Source organism: Olsenella phocaeensis (genome assembly GCF_900120385.1).
GTDB classification, from domain to species: Bacteria; Actinomycetota; Coriobacteriia; order Coriobacteriales; family Atopobiaceae; genus Olsenella_I; species Olsenella_I phocaeensis.
In genome coordinates, this window is record NZ_LT635494.1 from 1,271,698 (window position 1) to 1,287,875 (window position 16,178).

Annotated in this window: 16 protein-coding genes; 1 reads left to right on the forward strand and 15 read right to left on the reverse strand. The window is 67.5% G+C overall.

All coding sequences use genetic code 11. The features are described 5' to 3' along the window. Nucleotides 1-6: 6 nt before the first annotated feature. Nucleotides 7-864: a ModD protein gene (gene modD, locus BQ7388_RS06080; protein WP_062531405.1), complete on the forward strand. Its 858-nt coding sequence runs from the start codon at nt 7-9 to the stop codon at nt 862-864. Nucleotides 865-933: 69 nt separating this feature from the next. On the opposite strand, the gene tyrS is transcribed toward modD, so the two are convergent. The 15 genes from tyrS to BQ7388_RS06155 form a co-directional block, all read right to left on the reverse strand. After that, nucleotides 934-2,151: a tyrosine--tRNA ligase gene (tyrS, locus tag BQ7388_RS06085; protein ID WP_062531406.1), complete on the reverse strand. Its 1,218-nt coding sequence runs from the start codon at nt 2,149-2,151 to the stop codon at nt 934-936. Nucleotides 2,152-2,211: 60 nt separating this feature from the next. Next, entirely contained in the window at nt 2,212-4,035 is a 1,824-nt protein-coding gene (locus tag BQ7388_RS06090; RefSeq protein ID WP_129583169.1) for a DUF4012 domain-containing protein, read from the reverse strand. A gap of 192 nt (nt 4,036-4,227) precedes the next feature. Beyond that, entirely contained in the window at nt 4,228-5,280 is a 1,053-nt protein-coding gene (locus BQ7388_RS06095) for a ribokinase (protein WP_083558292.1), read from the reverse strand. Nucleotides 5,281-5,393: 113 nt separating this feature from the next. Further along, nucleotides 5,394-7,835, reverse strand: a complete 2,442-nt coding sequence (gene cutC, locus BQ7388_RS06100; protein WP_072500018.1) for a choline trimethylamine-lyase — start codon at nt 7,833-7,835, stop codon at nt 5,394-5,396. A gap of 9 nt (nt 7,836-7,844) precedes the next feature. Further along, nucleotides 7,845-8,354, reverse strand: a complete 510-nt coding sequence (locus tag BQ7388_RS06105; RefSeq protein WP_072500019.1) for a EutP/PduV family microcompartment system protein — start codon at nt 8,352-8,354, stop codon at nt 7,845-7,847. A gap of 12 nt (nt 8,355-8,366) precedes the next feature. Next, complete coding sequence (locus BQ7388_RS06110; protein WP_072500020.1) at nt 8,367-8,798, reverse strand: BMC domain-containing protein; 432 nt, start codon at nt 8,796-8,798, stop codon at nt 8,367-8,369. Nucleotides 8,799-8,806: 8 nt separating this feature from the next. Then, nucleotides 8,807-9,169 (reverse strand): BMC domain-containing protein, encoded by a 363-nt coding sequence (locus BQ7388_RS06115; RefSeq protein WP_072500474.1) that lies wholly within the window; start codon nt 9,167-9,169, stop codon nt 8,807-8,809. Nucleotides 9,170-9,335: 166 nt separating this feature from the next. Continuing rightward, nucleotides 9,336-10,427: a 1-propanol dehydrogenase PduQ gene (locus BQ7388_RS06120; RefSeq protein ID WP_072500021.1), complete on the reverse strand. Its 1,092-nt coding sequence runs from the start codon at nt 10,425-10,427 to the stop codon at nt 9,336-9,338. Between the two features lie 2 nt (nt 10,428-10,429). Next, entirely contained in the window at nt 10,430-11,290 is an 861-nt protein-coding gene (locus BQ7388_RS06125; RefSeq protein WP_072500022.1) for a MerR family transcriptional regulator, read from the reverse strand. Further along, nucleotides 11,287-12,003: a DUF4125 family protein gene (locus BQ7388_RS06130; protein ID WP_072500023.1), complete on the reverse strand. Its 717-nt coding sequence runs from the start codon at nt 12,001-12,003 to the stop codon at nt 11,287-11,289. The genes BQ7388_RS06125 and BQ7388_RS06130 overlap by 4 nt, the downstream gene beginning before the upstream one ends. Further along, the gene (locus tag BQ7388_RS06135; RefSeq protein ID WP_072500024.1) at nt 12,003-12,881 is read right to left on the reverse strand and encodes a DUF4037 domain-containing protein; all 879 of its coding nucleotides are present in this window, start codon (nt 12,879-12,881) and stop codon (nt 12,003-12,005) included. Before BQ7388_RS06135 ends, BQ7388_RS06130 begins: the two co-directional genes overlap by 1 nt. A 101-nt stretch (nt 12,882-12,982) precedes the next feature. Next, the gene (locus BQ7388_RS06140; RefSeq protein WP_234946879.1) at nt 12,983-13,798 is read right to left on the reverse strand and encodes a phosphate propanoyltransferase; all 816 of its coding nucleotides are present in this window, start codon (nt 13,796-13,798) and stop codon (nt 12,983-12,985) included. A gap of 55 nt (nt 13,799-13,853) precedes the next feature. Beyond that, the gene (locus BQ7388_RS06145) at nt 13,854-15,521 is read right to left on the reverse strand and encodes an acetaldehyde dehydrogenase (acetylating) (RefSeq protein ID WP_234946880.1); all 1,668 of its coding nucleotides are present in this window, start codon (nt 15,519-15,521) and stop codon (nt 13,854-13,856) included. Between the two features lie 43 nt (nt 15,522-15,564). Further along, nucleotides 15,565-15,849 carry a BMC domain-containing protein gene (locus BQ7388_RS06150; protein ID WP_072500026.1) on the reverse strand — a complete coding sequence of 95 codons (285 nt, stop codon included), beginning with the start codon at nt 15,847-15,849 and terminating at the stop codon, nt 15,565-15,567. Between the two features lie 48 nt (nt 15,850-15,897). Then, nucleotides 15,898-16,178: PduL/EutD family phosphate acyltransferase (locus tag BQ7388_RS06155; RefSeq protein WP_268794031.1), on the reverse strand; the 281-nt coding region annotated here is incomplete at its 5' end.

Below are 16,178 nucleotides of genomic sequence, written 5' to 3' on the forward strand. Positions count from 1 at the left end.
ATCCGCATGACATTCATTCCTGACCAGCGCATCGACCAGCTTATATCCGAGGACATCCCCTACCTCGACCTCACCTGCGAGCTCCTGGGCATCGGAGGGCGGAGGGGGCGCATGGAGTACCTCACCCGCGAGGACTGCGTGCTGGCGGGCGGGGACGTGGCGGCGCGCGTCATGGAACGCCTGGGCGCCACCGTCGTCTCGCTCGAGCCGGACGGGAGCAGAATCGCGGCCGGCGGCACCCTCATGGTCGTCGAGGGCGCGGCGGGCCAGCTGCACATGGGCTGGAAGGTCGCGCTCAACCTCTTCGACCACCTCTCGGGAGTGGCGACGAAGACCCGGCGGATGGTCGACGCGGCACACCGCGCCAACCCCTCCTGCGAGGTCCTCACGACGAGGAAGAGCCTGCCGGGCGCCAAGGACCTCCTCACCCTCGCAGTCCACGCGGGTGGCGCCTGGCCGCATCGCCTGGGCCTCTCCGAGACGGTCCTCGTGTTCTCTCAGCACGTGGCATTCTTGGACGGGATGGACGGCCTGGCACGAAGGCTCGCGGAGGTCAGGGGCTCCTGCGTCGAGAAGAAGCTGTTCGTCGAGGCAGGGCCCGACGAGGCCCTGGAGCTCGCGCGCGGCTTGGATGGCAGGAGGCTCGTCGACGGCATCCAGCTCGACAAGATCCCGGTCGACCAGCTGGCGGACCTGGTGCTGCGACTCCGCGAGGCGGACCCGCAGCTGACCCTGATAGCCGCAGGGGGCGTGAACGAGGGGAACGCCGAGTCCTACGCCGCGACGGGCGTCGACGGCATCGTGACCACGGCACCGTTCAACGCGCCCCCCATCGACATGACCGCACGGATGGAGGCAATCTGACGCAACGGGCACCTACCATGCATGGTAGGTGCCCGCATCATGTGCTCGAGGGGACGAGTCCCGAGCCTCCTAGACCAGGCGCGCCCAGCGCTTCTTGCCCGCCTGTACGTAGCAGCCCGCCTCGAAGAGCTCGGGGGCCACGTTGTAGTCCTTGGGGGCAATGGGCTGCCCGGCGACCTTGACGCCACCGCCGTCGATGAGGCGACGCGCCTCTCCCGCAGACTTGGCGATCCCGAGGTCGACGAGCAACTTGGCCAGGTAGACCCTGCCCTCGTCGTTGGGCTGGACCAGCGAGAGGGGGAACTCGGGGGTATCCTCGGGCGCCTCGTTCTTCTTGAACTGCGCGTCGAAGGCGGCCTCGGCGGACGCTCCCGCGCCCTCGCCGTGGTAGAGGTCAACGATGTTGCGACCCAGGGCGCGCTTGAGCTGGTAGGGATCGGCGCTGCCATCCGCGAAGGAGGCGTCGATGGCGTCGATCTCGTCCACCGTGAGCGTGGAGCACAGGCGGTAGTAGCGCGGGACCATCTCGTCGGTGATGCTCATGACCTTGCCGAACATGTCTGCGGGCTCGTCGGTGAGGCCGACGTAGTTGTGATAGCTCTTGGACATCTTCTTGACGCCGTCCGTGCCCTCGAGCAGGGGCATGGTGAGGGCTACCTGGGGCTCCATGCCCATGGCGCGCATGAGGTCGCGGCCGGCGAGGAGGTTGAAGATCTGATCGTTGCCGCCCATCTCGAGGTCGGCCTTGATGACCACGGAGTCGTACGCCTGGAGCACGGGGTAGATGAACTCGTGCAGGGCGATGGGCTGACCGCCCGCGTAGCGCTTGTGGAAGTCCTCGCGCTCGAGGATGCGCGCCACGTTGAACTGGCTCATGAGCTTGAGCATCTGGGCAAGGTCGAGGGGCTTGAGCCAGTCGCCGTTATGGACGATGGTCGTCCTCTCGGGGTCCAGGATCTTCATTGCCTGCTCGACGTAGGTCCTGGCGTTTGCCTCGACCTGCTCCTCGGTGAGGGGCGGCCTGGTGCTGTCGCGGCCCGAGGGGTCGCCGATGAGCGCCGTGCCGTTGCCGATGATGAGGGTGACCTTGTGGCCGAGGTCCTGGAACTGGCGCATCTTGCGCAGGGGGACGGCATGCCCCAGGTGAAGGTCGGGGCTGGTGGGGTCGACGCCCAGCTTGATGTTGAGGGGCGTGCCCTTCTCGAGCTTCACCTTGAGCTCGTCCAGGGGGACGATCTGCATGGTTCCGGACGTGATGACCTTGAGCTGCTCTTCGACAGAAAGCAACGAACTTACCTCCATGGGTGGTCGGATGGACGTGCGCGCGATGGCACGCGGCCTTGGATTCTACTCCTGGGCCAGGGGGGTGGTGCGCACGGCAAGCGGCGCGGTCGCCTTCGGGGAGACGGTGACCTTGTAGCTCAGCTGGACCGTCTGCTGGGCACCGACGTGCAGGGTGCCCGTCCAGGCGTCGAGGCCGTAGAGGGTGTGCTCGTCGAGGCTGCTGCCGTCAGAGACGATGAGGCCGTCGACGTGGCCGCCAGCTGGCCCCAGGACCAGCGGGATGGTGATCATGTCACCCACGCTCCGCTTGTCAGGGTTCTTTCCCGAGATGTACTCGGGCATGCCTGCGAACTCGTCCTCGCTGCCGTTGTTCGTCAGGGAGGTCACCACCTCGTAGGTCGTGCTGCCGTCGGGGTTTCGCACGCCCTCGCCCACGGTCGTCTCGCAGGAGAGGTACCAGTCGATCTTCGACCAGGTGTTGTCGTTGAGGTAGACCCCGAGGACGGGGGTGGCCTCGTCCTGTCCGATCCCCCCGGACATGCCCAGGCCGTCCATCGCCCGTTCCTCGTCCGCATCGGCCATCCAGACCTGAAGGCGATGGTCGTCGGCGGACTTCTCGATGACGTCGGAGAGCCTCTTCACGTCGACGTCGCCCAACCCCCCCAGGACCTTCTGGAAGGACAGGCCGGCGACCTCGGCGAAGAACGCGTCCTGGTAGTCGGGGTTGTCCGGGTAGCGCCAGTAGACGCCGTTCATGAGCTCTGCGGCGGCGTTGTCGCCGTTCACCTCGGTCCCGTCCGAGGCGACGACGCCACCCGTGAGCGAGAGCAGCCTCTGGAGGAAGACCGGGTCGATTCCCACCACGCCATCGACGCGGCTTCCCGTGTTGTCTTGGTACGCCTCGGCGAAGCGTGCGCCGGCGCGGGCGAAGTCGGGCGTGAAGTTGACGCCGCTGGGGTCGTCCACGCTGACCATGGGAAAGACCGCGCGCTCCTCGTCGCTCCAGTCGAAGGGGAAGTTCGCGGCGTGCTGGAGGGTGAGGGAGTCCCCCATCTGGATGACGCCGTCGGTGACGCTGAGCGTCGTCCATGAGCCGGCGAAGCCACCTGTGGCCCTCAGCTCGACGTTGTTCTGGGCGACGACGAGGTAGTTCCTCGTCTGGCCGTCGGCGCCGAGCATGGCGGGAAGCTGGGGCACGATGGCGTCCGCCTTGGCGAGGGCCTCGTCCGCCTTGCCCACCTTGGCCTGGACCTTGTCGAGGGCGGAGGCGAGCTGGGACAGGTGGGCCTTGGGCAGCCCAGCGATGGTCTGGACGCTGCGGCGGACGACGGGAGAGAGCTGCTGCTCGAGGGCGGCCAGCTCCTTGACCCTCTCGACGTTCACGGCACCATCGCTCACGAGCCCCTTGAGCTGAAGGGCATCGGGATTCGCGGCAAGCGGGGTGAGCGCGTTGTCAGAGAGGTCGACGAGCACGTTGGCGAGGCTCCGGACGCTCGAGACGTCACTGCCCACGACGGGAACGAGCGAGCCGGCGGCCCAGAGGAGGCCGGACGTCTCGTTCTGCATGCCGTGCGCCGCCCCGTTGACGTCGGCGGCGATGGACGAGAGCCTCTCCGCGTCGCCGTCCTTGAGCGCGGCCTTGAGCCCGTCCACGCTGCCCACGACCTGCTGGGCCTCGGCCTTCACCCTCTGGGCCGAGACGTAGAGGCGCCATCCTCCCACGGCCATGAGCGCCAGGAGGCAGACGACGGCGCAGACGACCACGACGGCCACGACATGGCTGGAGCCTGGCTCCCCTCCTTCCGGGCCCCCTTTAGGGCCATCTTCGCCCACACGGGCGAAGCCCCGTCCCATCGTCTGCTGGAGGTCGGAGAAATGCCTGGCCATGAGAGTCCAATCGCTCGCTCGAGATTCCTGGCGCCGCCGGCGGAGCTTCCGCGGACGCACGCACAGCTTTCTAGAGTCTCTCACACGCCAGGGCGTGCGGCAGGCCTGCCGGCGACATTCCAGCATCTGAGCATAAGGGGAGCCCGGGGCGTTGGCCCCCGGGCTCCCTGGTCGTCCGATCGTGCCGAGGGGCTAGGCGCCTGGGCCAAGCTCCGCCACGCGGTCCTTGGCGAGGGCCTCCACCTCCGCCCAGCTGGGCATGGTGTCCTGCCCGCCCACCTTCGTGGCGCAGAGCGCGCCGGCGGCGGAGCCATAGACCATGCCGCCCTTGAGCGTGCCGCCGAAGGCGAGGTGGGCGACGACCTCCCCGAGGTAGGCGTCCCCGGAGCCCGTGGAGTCGACCGCGTCCACCGGGAAGGGGTCGATGCGCACGAACTTGCCGTGGCTGAGCGCCACGGAGCCCTCGGAGCCCAGCGTGACGATGACGTCACGGGCGCCCTTGCCGGCGAAGAAGCGCAGCGCCTCCTTGGCCGACTCGTCGTCTTCGGGGCAGATCCCGCTGATGGCGGCGCACTCGGTGCGGTTGACGCAGAGGAGGTCGAGCTGGGGGTAGATCTCGTCGGGCAGCTCGCGGGCAGGCGATGCGTTGAGCACGGTGTAGAGCCCGTTGCGCTTCGCGCAGGATATCGCCTTCATGGTCACGTCGAAGTCGCACTCGAGCTGGGTCAGGAAGATGTTTCCGAGGCCGCGCAGGCCGTGGATGGCGGCCCGCACCTCCTCGTAGATCATCTTCTCGTTGGCGCCGGCGTCCAGGATGACGTGGTTGTTGCCCTTGGTGCGCAGCACGACCGCGGTCGCCGTCGGCGCACGCGTGGTGGCGCTCACGTTCATGCATACCACCCCGTGCATGGCCAGGGACGAGACGAGCTCGCGCCCGTTGGGGTCGTTGCCGACCTTGCCCACCATGAAGGTGTCCGCCCCCATGCGCGCGGAGGCGACGGCCTGGTTGCCCCCCTTGCCGCCGGGCACTGTCACGAAGCCGGACCCGCGCACGGTCTCCCCGAGCTCGGGAAGCCGGTCGCACTCGATGGACATGTCGGTGTTGAGGCTACCGAATACGACGACCTTCCTCATGCCGCACTTCCTCCCTGACGCCTGTTGGGTCTCGATGTCCCCAGAGAGCATGCGATCGAGCATCGCGGCGTTGGCCCCAAGCTCCTCGCCATCATCCAGGGGTTCCAGCATACCATCCCCCGGGTCAGGCCTCCGTCACCCGTGGGCGAGGGGTCGGCCTCCGGAAGGCCAAGGGAAGGGGGCGCAGCCAGCGATCCAGAGACCGACGAGCGACGACGGGTGCGCTATGCCCGGTCGATCTCGGTTCGGCTGATGATCTCGTCCTGAACCTCCTCGCAGAGCTCGTTGAAGAAGGCAGAATAGCCCGCCACGCGCACGATGAGGTCGCGATGGCGCTCGGGGTGGGCCTTGGCGTCCCTCAGCTCGGCGTTGTCGACGCAGTTGAATTGCATCTGGGCGTTGCCGAGCAGGGACGCCGCCATGAGCAGCGCCACGACGGCCTTGCGGCCCTCGGGCTTGTCGATGAAGCCGGGCGAGAACTTGAAGTTGTGTGACATGCCCAGGCTCATCTCCTCGACGTTGATCTTGGAGACCGACTTTATGACGGCGGTGGGGCCCTTCTTGTCCATGCCCTGCGACGGGCTCATGCCGTCGGAGAGCGGAGCGTACGCCGCGTGGCCATCAGGTGTGGCACCGTCCATCTCGCCCAGCGGCGTGTTGAACGACTGGGAGAGCGTGCCGTGGATGCGGTAGGCGTACAGCGACTTGTGCGCGTTCATGCGCTGCTCGGTGTAGTCGACGATGTCCGCCGCGAAGTGGTCGGCGTAGTCGTCGTCATTGCCGTACTTGGGGGCTTCGACGCAGTCGCGCCTCACGTTCTCATAGCCCACCCAGTTGGCATCCATGGCGGCCTTGAGCTGAGGAAGCGTGTACTTGTGGTCGTCGAAGACGAGCTTCTTGACCGCAGCCATGCTGTCGGCATAGGTGCCGAGGCCGGCGAAGATGGTGCCGGGACCGGCATAGAGCACGGCTCCCCCGTCCATGACGTCCCTTCCCTTATCCATGCAGCCATCGACGAACAGCGACATGTACGGCGTCGGATTTACCTCGCGGTAGGTCTCCTCGACGATGTTGGAGGCGTTGCAGTTGACGTCGATAAGGTGGTCGAGCTGGGCCTTCACCGCATGCTCGAAGTCCTCGAAGCTCTTGAAGTCCTCGACCTCGCCGGTCGCGAGCCACTGTCGAGGTCCATAGCTGTTGAGCACGCCGTTGTGCAGCGCGAGGTCTATGCAGATGGGCCACTGCGTGAAGCCGCCCGAGGTCCACTGGTGCACGCGACCGCTCCTCTGGGGCTCGACGCAGCCCATGCAGCTGTAGTCGCGGGCGTCCTCGAAGTTGTAGCCCTTTCGCAGCATCATCTTCTCGTGAGCGTCGTCAAAGTGCACGGCGGGCATCCCGCCCCCCGCCCGTATCACGTCCACGATCTTCTCGAGGTAGCGCTGGGGCGAGAGGTTGTGCACGCGACAGGCAAGCGTCGGCTGGTACATGCGTACCTTGCGAACGGCCTCCATGATGAGGTAGGTGAGCTCGTTGGTGGCGTCTCCGCCGTGTCGGCCCACGCCACCGACGCACATGTTGATGAACGGCATGTAGCCGGCGAAGTACTTGGCGCTCGCACCAGGTGTGTACCAGATGACCTCAGAGCACTTGATCATGAAGCAGGCGAAGAGCTCGAAGGCCCGCTCGCGCGAGAGCGCCCCGGACTCGACGTCGCGCGCGTAGTAGGGATAGAGGTACTGGTCGACGCGACCCAGGGAGGTGCTGCACTGGTTCGCCTCGAGCGAGAAGAGCGACTGCACCGTCCAGAGGGACTGCAGCGCCTCCCAGAAGTTGCTGGGAGGGTTGGCGGGCACCCTGCGGTTCACCTCTGCGATTCTGAGGAGCTCCTCCCTGCGGCTGGCGTCCTCGGCCTTCCCCGCGAGCTCCTCCGCATGGTCCGCCAGGCGCCCGGCGTACGCCTTCACCCCCTCGCAGGTCTCGATGGCCGCCTCGTAGTAGACCCGGCGCCCCTCGACGTCGTCGCTCTCGGCAGGGAGTCCCGCGAGGTGGCGTCGGGCCTCGGCCTCGATGCCGTCGATGCCCTTCTCGAAGAGGATGATGTCGAAGCCGGGGGCGGTGTCACCACCGCCACTCGTCACGTGGTAGGTGACGTCCGTGATGCAGGCATCGGCGGCATAGTCCCAAAAGCCCGCCGCGCGCAGCCGCTCCTCGCAGGCCTCGGCGAGCGACTTGCCCTTCCAGAACGGGAAGATGACCTCGCGGCAGGTCCTCTTGTCCTCCTCGCTCACGTAGTAGGGGTCCTGTGGCCTCGTGCCAATCTCGTCCAGCTCGTCGTCGAGCCACTCCCAGGCGATGTCGGGAGAGAGCGCCCCCGCGCGAGGCCTGCCGCAGGGGTGGCCCACGATGAGCTCGTCGTCCTGGATGAGGAGCGGCGCCGTCTCGCAGGCCTTGCGGAAGCTCCTCGCGATGCCAGCTGGGGAGGGAGGTCGGGCTGCTCCATGGCGACGAGCGTGAAGGCCAGGGCGCGGTCTATGGTGATGCTGGGGCGCGCGTCCAGATACGCCGCCTTGAGCCTGGAGATGCGCTCGGAGGGGACGAAGCCCCCGAAGTCGAAGTGCGTATCCATGTTCGTGGTCCCTCCTCGCGGAATGGAGCTTGCTCGTCACGGGCCGGCGCTATGCCCCCTGGGGCAGCGGGGCCCAGTCGCTCAGGCCCATGCGCTGGCGCTCCTTCGCCTCTTCGAGCGATATCCTGGGGTTGTCCTCCGCCAGGTACGCCCTGAGGGCGCCGACCCCCTCTCCCGTGCTGTTGTCCACGAGGAAGACCCTCTCGCATCCACAGTCGACCAGCCACTGTCGGACCATGGGGATGTTGGCGTTGGGGGCGTGGATCTTCGTGATGACGCCGATGAGGGGACGGTTGAGGAAGGCGTTCGCGTTGGGGGCGTGCACGGTGAACGGCTCGTTTGCAGCGATGAGGATGGCGACGACGTCAGACTCGAACGAGAAGCACGCCAGGCCGACGCCGGCCTGCTTGGACTCGGCGTACTCGCCTGGCGTGTCGATGGTCTCGCCGTCGGCATAGGTGTACTGCGTCTTGTGGTAAAGCAGCTTCTCGCCGCGAAGCGCCTGGGTGAGGGAGGTCTTCCCCGCCTCGCTGCGGCCCATCAGGAACAGCCTCTTCACCTCTCCCCCTCCCTACCGGCGCGTCATCTTGCACACGTGGAAGTCGAGCACGTGTGCGAAGTAGTCGAGTACCTCCCGCTCGGCGCTCTCGACCTCGGAAATCTGGCCCGTGAGGACGAGCGACCCGTTGAAGCGGTCCATGAAGCCGAGGCCCACCGAGCCGTGCTTCACCGCGATGTCCGCGGCCACCACCACGGATTCCCAGGGGGTAAAGCGCATGAAGCCCAGCGCCTCCCCGGCGTGGTCCTCCCCCTCGTGCACCCCGATGTCGAGACCCAGGGTCGTGCACACCGGCTCGCGGGAACTCCCCATCACATGCGCGAGGTCTATCTCGCGACCGGGCACCCTCACACGGGTGATGCGCAGTTCGCCTCGCTCGTCGCGACGCAGCCTCCCGCCAAAGAGCTGGTCGAAGAACTCCTTGCGCGTGACCCTCTCGCCCACGGCACCCCCTAGCGCTTCGTGACCCGGCAGGTGACGTAGCCCAGGGTGCCGTGGAAGAACTCCACGACCCGGGTGATGGCGCAGGTGACGTCCGCTATCTCGCCGGTGATGATCATGGTCCCCGTGAAACGGTCGGCGAACCCCAGGTAGACGTCGGCACTCTTTATCGCGATGTCGGACGCGATGACCGCGGACTCCGGCGGGGTGATGTTCATGATCCCGAGCGCGCTCGAGCCGTAGTCCACCGAGGGGTTGAGCCCCAGCTTCGTGTAGATGATGGGCTCGGGCCCGCCGATCACGTGGGCGAGGGTGATCTCCTTGCCCGAGACGGTCTCTTGTACGACGCGTATCTGTTCCTGGCCGTCGTCCACGCTCGCGACCTCCAATCACATGCGAACTGCCTTGCCTCGCTACCGTCCTAAGGGCTCACTCGCTGTCAGTGTCAAGCGGTGGTCCGGCGGGCGGGATGCGACGCCTTCCCAGCGGGCGGGTGTACCTGGCCTCGCCGTGCTGGCGCGAGGCCAGGGCCGGACGTCCCTACCCCCGCCAGGCGTCGCGGTAGAGGTTCACGAGGTCCTGCTTGGAGACGGGGCGCGGGTTCGTGGGGGTGCAGCGGTCGTTTGCCGCCGCCTCGGCCATCTCGCCCACGTGGGCCTCGAAGCTCGCGGCGTCGATGCCGTCCAGCTCCGAGATGCTCCCCTCGACGCCCAGGGCGCGACGCAGGTCGAGGACGCGCCGCAGCAGCTCGTCCGCGTCCGCCATGCCCAGCTCGCCCGCGAGGCGCTCGTAGGGCTCGCGGTACTTCGTCTCCGCCATGTGGAAGCGCATGACGTAGGGAAGGAGGATGGCGTTGAGCCTGCCATGGGCGACGTGGAAGCGGCCGCCCAGCGCATGGGCGAGGCTGTGGTTGATGCCCAGACCCGCGTTGGTGAAGGCGATGCCCGCCACGCAGGACGCCTCTGTCATGCGGCCGCGCGCCCTCATGGCGTCCCCGTCACGGAACACCACGGGGAGGTCCTCGAACACGATGCGAAGCGCCTTGGTCGCCATGGCGTCGGTGAAGGTGGTGGCGGCGTTGCTCACGTACGCCTCGAGAGCGTGGGTAAGCACGTCAAGTCCCGTGTCGGCAGTGATCTTGGGCGGGACCGAGCGGGTGAAGCCCGCGTCGAGGAGCGCCCCGTCGGGCATGAGGGCGTCATCGATGAGCGCCACCTTGGTGGACCCGCGGGTGATGACCGCGAAGTTGGTGACCTCGGATCCGGTGCCCGCCGTGGTGGGGATGGCGAGGAAGTACGGGCGCTCGAGGCCCTGCTCCGCCGCGAAGTAGAGGATGGCCTTGGAGGCGTCGATGCACGAGCCGCCACCAAAGGCGATCACGAGGTCGGGCCTGACGTCGAAGATCATCCTCACGCCGGCGTCGACCAGCTCCTGGCTGGGGTCGGGCTTGACGTTCGAGTACACGTGGACCTGCGAGCCCACAGGGAGGTGCTGCGTCATCTTTTCCACCATGCCGGACTCCTGGAGGAAGCCGTCGGTGATTACGAGGACGTTGGAGCGGGAGAGGGACTGCAGGTGCTCGACGGCGCGCGCGCCGAAGAACAGCTTGGTCTTGAGGTAGAACTCGTTCATCGTTACTCCGTTTCGGTTGGCAGAAGGACCTCGGTCACGAAGAGGTCGGGGTTGGAGGTGGTCCAGAAGTCGGTCACGAAGCGCTCGTAGGCCATGCCGCAGGGACGGTAGCCGCTCTCTTGGGCGAACTGGAGCACGCGCCGGTAGGTGCTGCCCATGTCCTCGAAGGCCCCGATGTGGTAGGCGGAGAGGTACATGCCCGCAGGCAGCGACACGCTCGTCTCGCCCGAGATGGGGTGCATGGGCTTCTGGAGGAGCCTCACGTCGCACTCCCTGCCCTCGGACGCGGCGCGCACGGCGTCGTCCACCGAGTCGAACCCCAGGATGACGGGACCCGTGATGACGTTCTTCACGTCGCTCACGAAGGAGGCGAAGTCGAGGCTCACGATGGCGTCGGCGAAGCTGCCGGAGAAGCGCGAGGGAAGGCAGAGGAGCTCGCAGGAGGAGAGGAACTTCACGCTAACGGCGCTGGGACGCACCCTCAGGACGGTGCTCGCCTCCTCGACGAGCTCCGCCCAGTCGACGATGGCCTCGCGCCTCTCGGACAGCCTGCGCGCCTCGTCCTCGCAGATCTCCAGATGCCTGCCGAGGAGCTTGCGCGCCTCGAGGAGGTTCGAGTGACGCTGCATGGAGGCTATCTCGTCGAGCAAGAAGCCCATCATCTTCAGGTAGTTGATCACCGGGATCTTGAGCATGGTCTGCCGGCTGTAGTACCGGTAGCCGTTCTTGCCCACGACGTCGGGCTCCATGAGTCCGAGCTCGTCGTAGTGGCGCAGCATGCGCTGGGAGAGTCCTCCCATCCTGCTGACCTCGCCGATCTGGTACAGGCGGTCGTCCCCGCCGCCCTGCTTGCGTGAGCTCACTCAATCACCTCCGTTGCGTCGTGGAGCCTTCCTGAGAGCACGTAGCTCCGTGCGATCGGGTTAGTGTGCCCAAGTTGGCGACGGAGCGCGTCCCTCAGTGCGAAGATCGTGCCAAGGGAGTACGAGCAGACCTCCGCCTCGAGGTAGTCGAGAGCCGAGACGTGGCCTGCGGAGGACTCGTCCGGACGGGCGTGCCCGTGCGAGACGGGAAGCGCGGCGGCGGCCTCCTCGAGTGCGGGGACGAGCAGGCGGCGCAGCTGCCTCAGGGCCTCCGACTTGACGGGAGAGGGCGGGGCAAGGAGGGAGGACCACTCCCTGCCAAACGCCTCGGGGTCGGTCACCGCCATCATGCGAGCGTACTTCTCGCGCACGACGTTCCTCCCCTCCAGCTCCGCCCGCTCGAGCTCCCCCAGCACCCGGGGGACGATCTCGTGCGGGAAGGCGAGATACTGCGTGCAGCGGTACGAGAAGAAGGAGCGCAGGTCATCCTGGCAGCTCGCGCGGCCGCCGGCATTCCTCACGCCGTCGAACAGCTCCCACTCGAGGCACACGACGCGCTCGAGCGTCTCCCTGGCGGCGTCGTCGAGCCCCTCGCCCTCGAGCAGTCCGACGACCGCCGGAGCGGAGAACAGCCCCCTCATCCCCCTCCTGCGCCCAAGGCGCCTCCCGTAGGAGCCGCAGAGGCCCTCGGCGCCATGGCGGTCACCTGCCATCAGCGATACGCTCCCTCGTTGAGCGGCCTCGTCCTGAGGTAGTCGTTCGGGATCGCCTGCCACATGGACGTGGCGGCATCGAGCAGGAAGTCGGACTCCGTCGTCGTCCAGCCGAGCGCCAGCGCGACCCCCAGCACCACGGAGCAGAGCCGCTCCACGTCATCCAGGGAGACCCGTTCGACGGGGGCGGACGCGATGCCCTCCACCAGGCCGCAGACCGGGGCGGGAGCCTGTGCCCTCTGCGAGAGCGAGCGGAACGACCACTTGTAGAACGGCATGTAGCGGCGCGAGAGCAGGTGCAGCGCCGCCATGGCAGCCATAAGGAACTCCGTGCGGGCGGCGTCGGCCGCCACGAGCTCCCCGCGCCGGAGGCAGCGCCCGAGGTTGTACTGCCCCGCCTGCGCCATGACCGCCATGTCGGCGGCGAGCTTCTTCCGCAGGACCTCGTCGGGATAGAACGCCTCAAGCGCCCGGCGCACCCCCGTGAACTGCCCGCTGGGATCGCAGAAGACCTCGCCGCAGGTGACGGTGGCAAGGAGCTGCTCGGGGATGCGCAGCCACTCGGAGACGCTCTGGGGCGCCCTCTCGAGGCCTATGAAGCCACGATAGAAGGCCTCCGTCTCGAACACGCCCACCCTCTGGCCCGCAAGCGGGGTCGCGACCCTGCGCACGCCCATGAACTCCTTGGGCAGGGCCTCGTAGCGGCGCGCGAGCTCCTCTCCCCACTCCGCATAGAGGTCGCGGGGAACCCACACGCAGAAGCCGGGGCCGAAGTCGTGGTCGCAAGACAGCCCGTCGTCGAAGCCCAGGCACTCGGACCCCGGCCCGACGAGGCCGAAGGCCAGCCGTCGCTCGACGGAGTACGGCAGGCCCGCCACGAAGGCGGGCNCTTGGTCTCGATCATGCCCAGTGCCTCAGTCATGCCTGCCATCTTTCTTCCTCCCTGGGCGTGCCGCCCATTCCCGAGCTGGCGCTCGCGTTACCTGACTACCCGAAGCGTGGAGCCGCACTTGACGTGAAGCGCGTTGGCCTCCTCGGTGTCGATGTGACAGTCGAGGTTGCCGCTCTCGGTCACGCGGACGATGACGTTGTCGAGCGTGCCGCCGCGCTCCCCGCCGACCTTCAGCGAGACGACCTGTCCGTCGTGGAAGCCGCGCTCCGCCGCCTGTGCCGGGCTCATGTGGATGTGACGGGCCGCGACGATGGTGCCCTCCTCGAGGACGACGGTGCCCTTGGGGCCGATGACGGTGACGCCCGGCGTCCCCTTGAGCTGCCCGGAGAGGCGAACCACCTGGGGCACGCCCAGCTTGAACGTGTCACCCGCCAGGACCTCGACCTGCGTCTGGGGACGCACGGGCCCCAGCACGCGGACCTTCTGGATGACGCCCTTGGGGCCGGCGACGGTCACGCACTCCTTGGCGGCGAACTGTCCGGGCTGGCTCAGGTCCTTGAGGGGGGTGAGCTGGTAGCCCGCGCCGAAGAGCCGCTCGAGGTGCTCCTGCGACAGGTGGATGTGACGGCCCGAGACCCCGACGGGGACCATGTCCGGGTCGACGGCAGGGGCCTTGAGCCCGAAGATGCCCTCGACGTCCTCCTTGCTCCAGATGCCCCGCTCGAGGGCCGCGGAAATGACCCGCTCGAGCTCGTCCGCCGAGAGCGGGGGCTCGACGGGCCTCTCGCCCTCGTGCGAGCCTGGCTCGTGGTGGACGGCAGCCGGCGCCTTGCCGTCGTGCGAGGCGGGGCACGGGCTCTCGAGGNAGCCCACGGTCTCGACCATTCCCAGTGCCTCGTTCATAGTTCAGCTCCTTGCCTTGGCGGTGGCTGCCAGCGCCACCGACAGCTTTGCCTGGCTACTCCCCGCGGAATGCCGCGACGAGCTCGTTGACCATCTTCTTGAGCTCCTCGGCGTCGATCGCGTCGCTCGGAGCCTGGGGCTGCGCCTGGGCGGGGGCGCTGCCGCATCCGTTGCAGCCCACGGAGTAGCTGATGCCGCTCGTGCCATGGCCCACGGGCATCTCGATGCCCGTCTCGTGGGTCTCGGGAACGGCCACGCTCCCGGAGTGCTCGCAGACTGCGCCGGCCTGGCCGCAGGGAGCGCAACCGTACTGCGCGGCCAGCTCGGGGTGCCACTTGGCGAAGGTCTCGTCGGCGGCCGCCACCTGGTCGGGCTCGACGGTGCCGTTGGCGATGCGCTTGATGTTGATGAGGTGCTGGGGTCCCACGTTCTCGGAGACCGAGCTTCCGCCCCAGGTGCCGCAGCCCAGGGTCAGAGCGACCTCGAGACCGGTGGAGAGGCCCGTCCCGCCCTGGGTTCCGCCGGTGTTGATGAGGATGCGCGAGGCGGGCTTCACCGAGAACTTCCGGACGATCTCCTTGTCCTCGGTGTGGATGTTCATCGTGTGGCCGATGCCGTTCTGGAGCAGCGCGATGGAGAGGTCGCAGGCCTCATGCCAGTCGGCGACGGTGTAGAAGGCGAGGACGGTGGTGAGCTTCTCGAACGAGAGGGGCCACTCGTCGCCCACGCCGTACTGCTCCCCGATGAGGACCTTGGTGTCGGCGGGCACGTGGATTCCGGCGGCCTGGGCGATGTCGAGCGCGCAGTGCCCCACGAACTTGGGGCTCATGGAGTGGCCGTTGCGGAAGAGGATGGCGCAGACCTTCTTGCACTCCTCCTCGCTCATGAAGTAGCCGCCCTGCCTCTTGAACTCAGAGACCACCTCGTCGTGGTTCACCGTCTCGCAGATGACGCTCTGCTCCGAGGCGCAGATGGTGCCGTTGTCGAAGGTCTTGGACGCCATGATCTGGCGCACTGCCTGGCGGACGTTGGCCGTACGCTCGATGTATGAGGGAGAGTTGCCCGCCCCGACGCCGAGGGCCGGCTTGCCAGAGCTGTAGGCGGCCTTCACCATGCCGGGACCGCCCGTGGCGATGATCATCTTGACCTCGGGGGCGTGCATGAGCTCGTTGGTCGCGGCGATGGTGGCAAGCGAGACGCCCTGGATGATGTTCTCCGGCGCGCCCGCGGCGACGGCCGCGTCGCACATGAGCCTGATGGCGAGGTTGGTGCACTTGGCAGCCTTGGGGTGGGGCGAGAAGACGATGGCGTTGCGCGACTTGAGCGCGATCAGGGACTTGTAGAGGACCGTGGAGGTGGGATTGGTCGAGGGGACGATGCCCATGACCAGACCCACGGGCTCGGCGATGGTGATGACTTGGCTCTTCTCGTCCACGTCGATGACGCCGATGGTCTTCTTGTCCTTGATCTGCTCGTAGAGCAGGCCGGACGCCATGTGGTTCTTGTAGATCTTGTCATGCACGTTGCCGAAGGTCGTCTCCTCGACGGCCATCATCGCGAGCTGCTCCGCGTTCTTCTCCGCGACCTCGACCATGGCGCGGAGGATGCGGTCGATCTGCTCGACACTGTAGTTGGCGATCTGGTTCGCGGCGACCTGGCCCTTGCGGGCGAGGTCACGCGCGGCCTGGATGCTCTGGAGGTCGTAGTCGAATTCCTGCATCATGTCTCTTTCCGACTAGCTGATGGGATGGACGGTGGGGTCCCTGCTACTCCGCGGAGGGCAGGATGGACTCGACCATGCCGTCCGGGCGGGGGATCACGTGGACGGAGAGGAGCTCCCCCACGCGCTGGGCCGCCGCCGCGCCGGCGTCGGTCGCGGCCTTGACCGCCCCCACGTCGCCGCGGACGAAGACGGTCACGAGGCCGCCCCCCACGCGCTCCTTGCCGACGAGGCGGACGTTCGCCGCCTTGACCATGGCGTCGGCGGCCTCCACGGCCCCGACCATCCCCTTGGTCTCGATCATGCCCAGTGCCTCAGTCATGCCTGCCATCTTTCTTCCTCCCTGGGCGTGCCGCCCATTCCCGAGCTGGCGCTCGCGTTACCTGACTACCCGAAGCGTGGAGCCGCACTTGACGTGAAGCGCGTTGGCCTCCTCGGTGTCGATGTGACAGTCGAGGTTGCCGCTCTCGGTCACGCGGACGATGACGTTGTCGAGCGTGCCGCCGCGCTCCCCGCCGACCTTCAGCGAGACGACCTGTCCGTCGTGGAAGCCGCGCTCCGCCGCCTGTGCCGGGCTCATGTGGATGTGACGGGCCGCGACGATGGTGCCCTCCTCGAGGACGACGGTGCCCTTGGGGCCGATGACGGTGACGCCCGGCG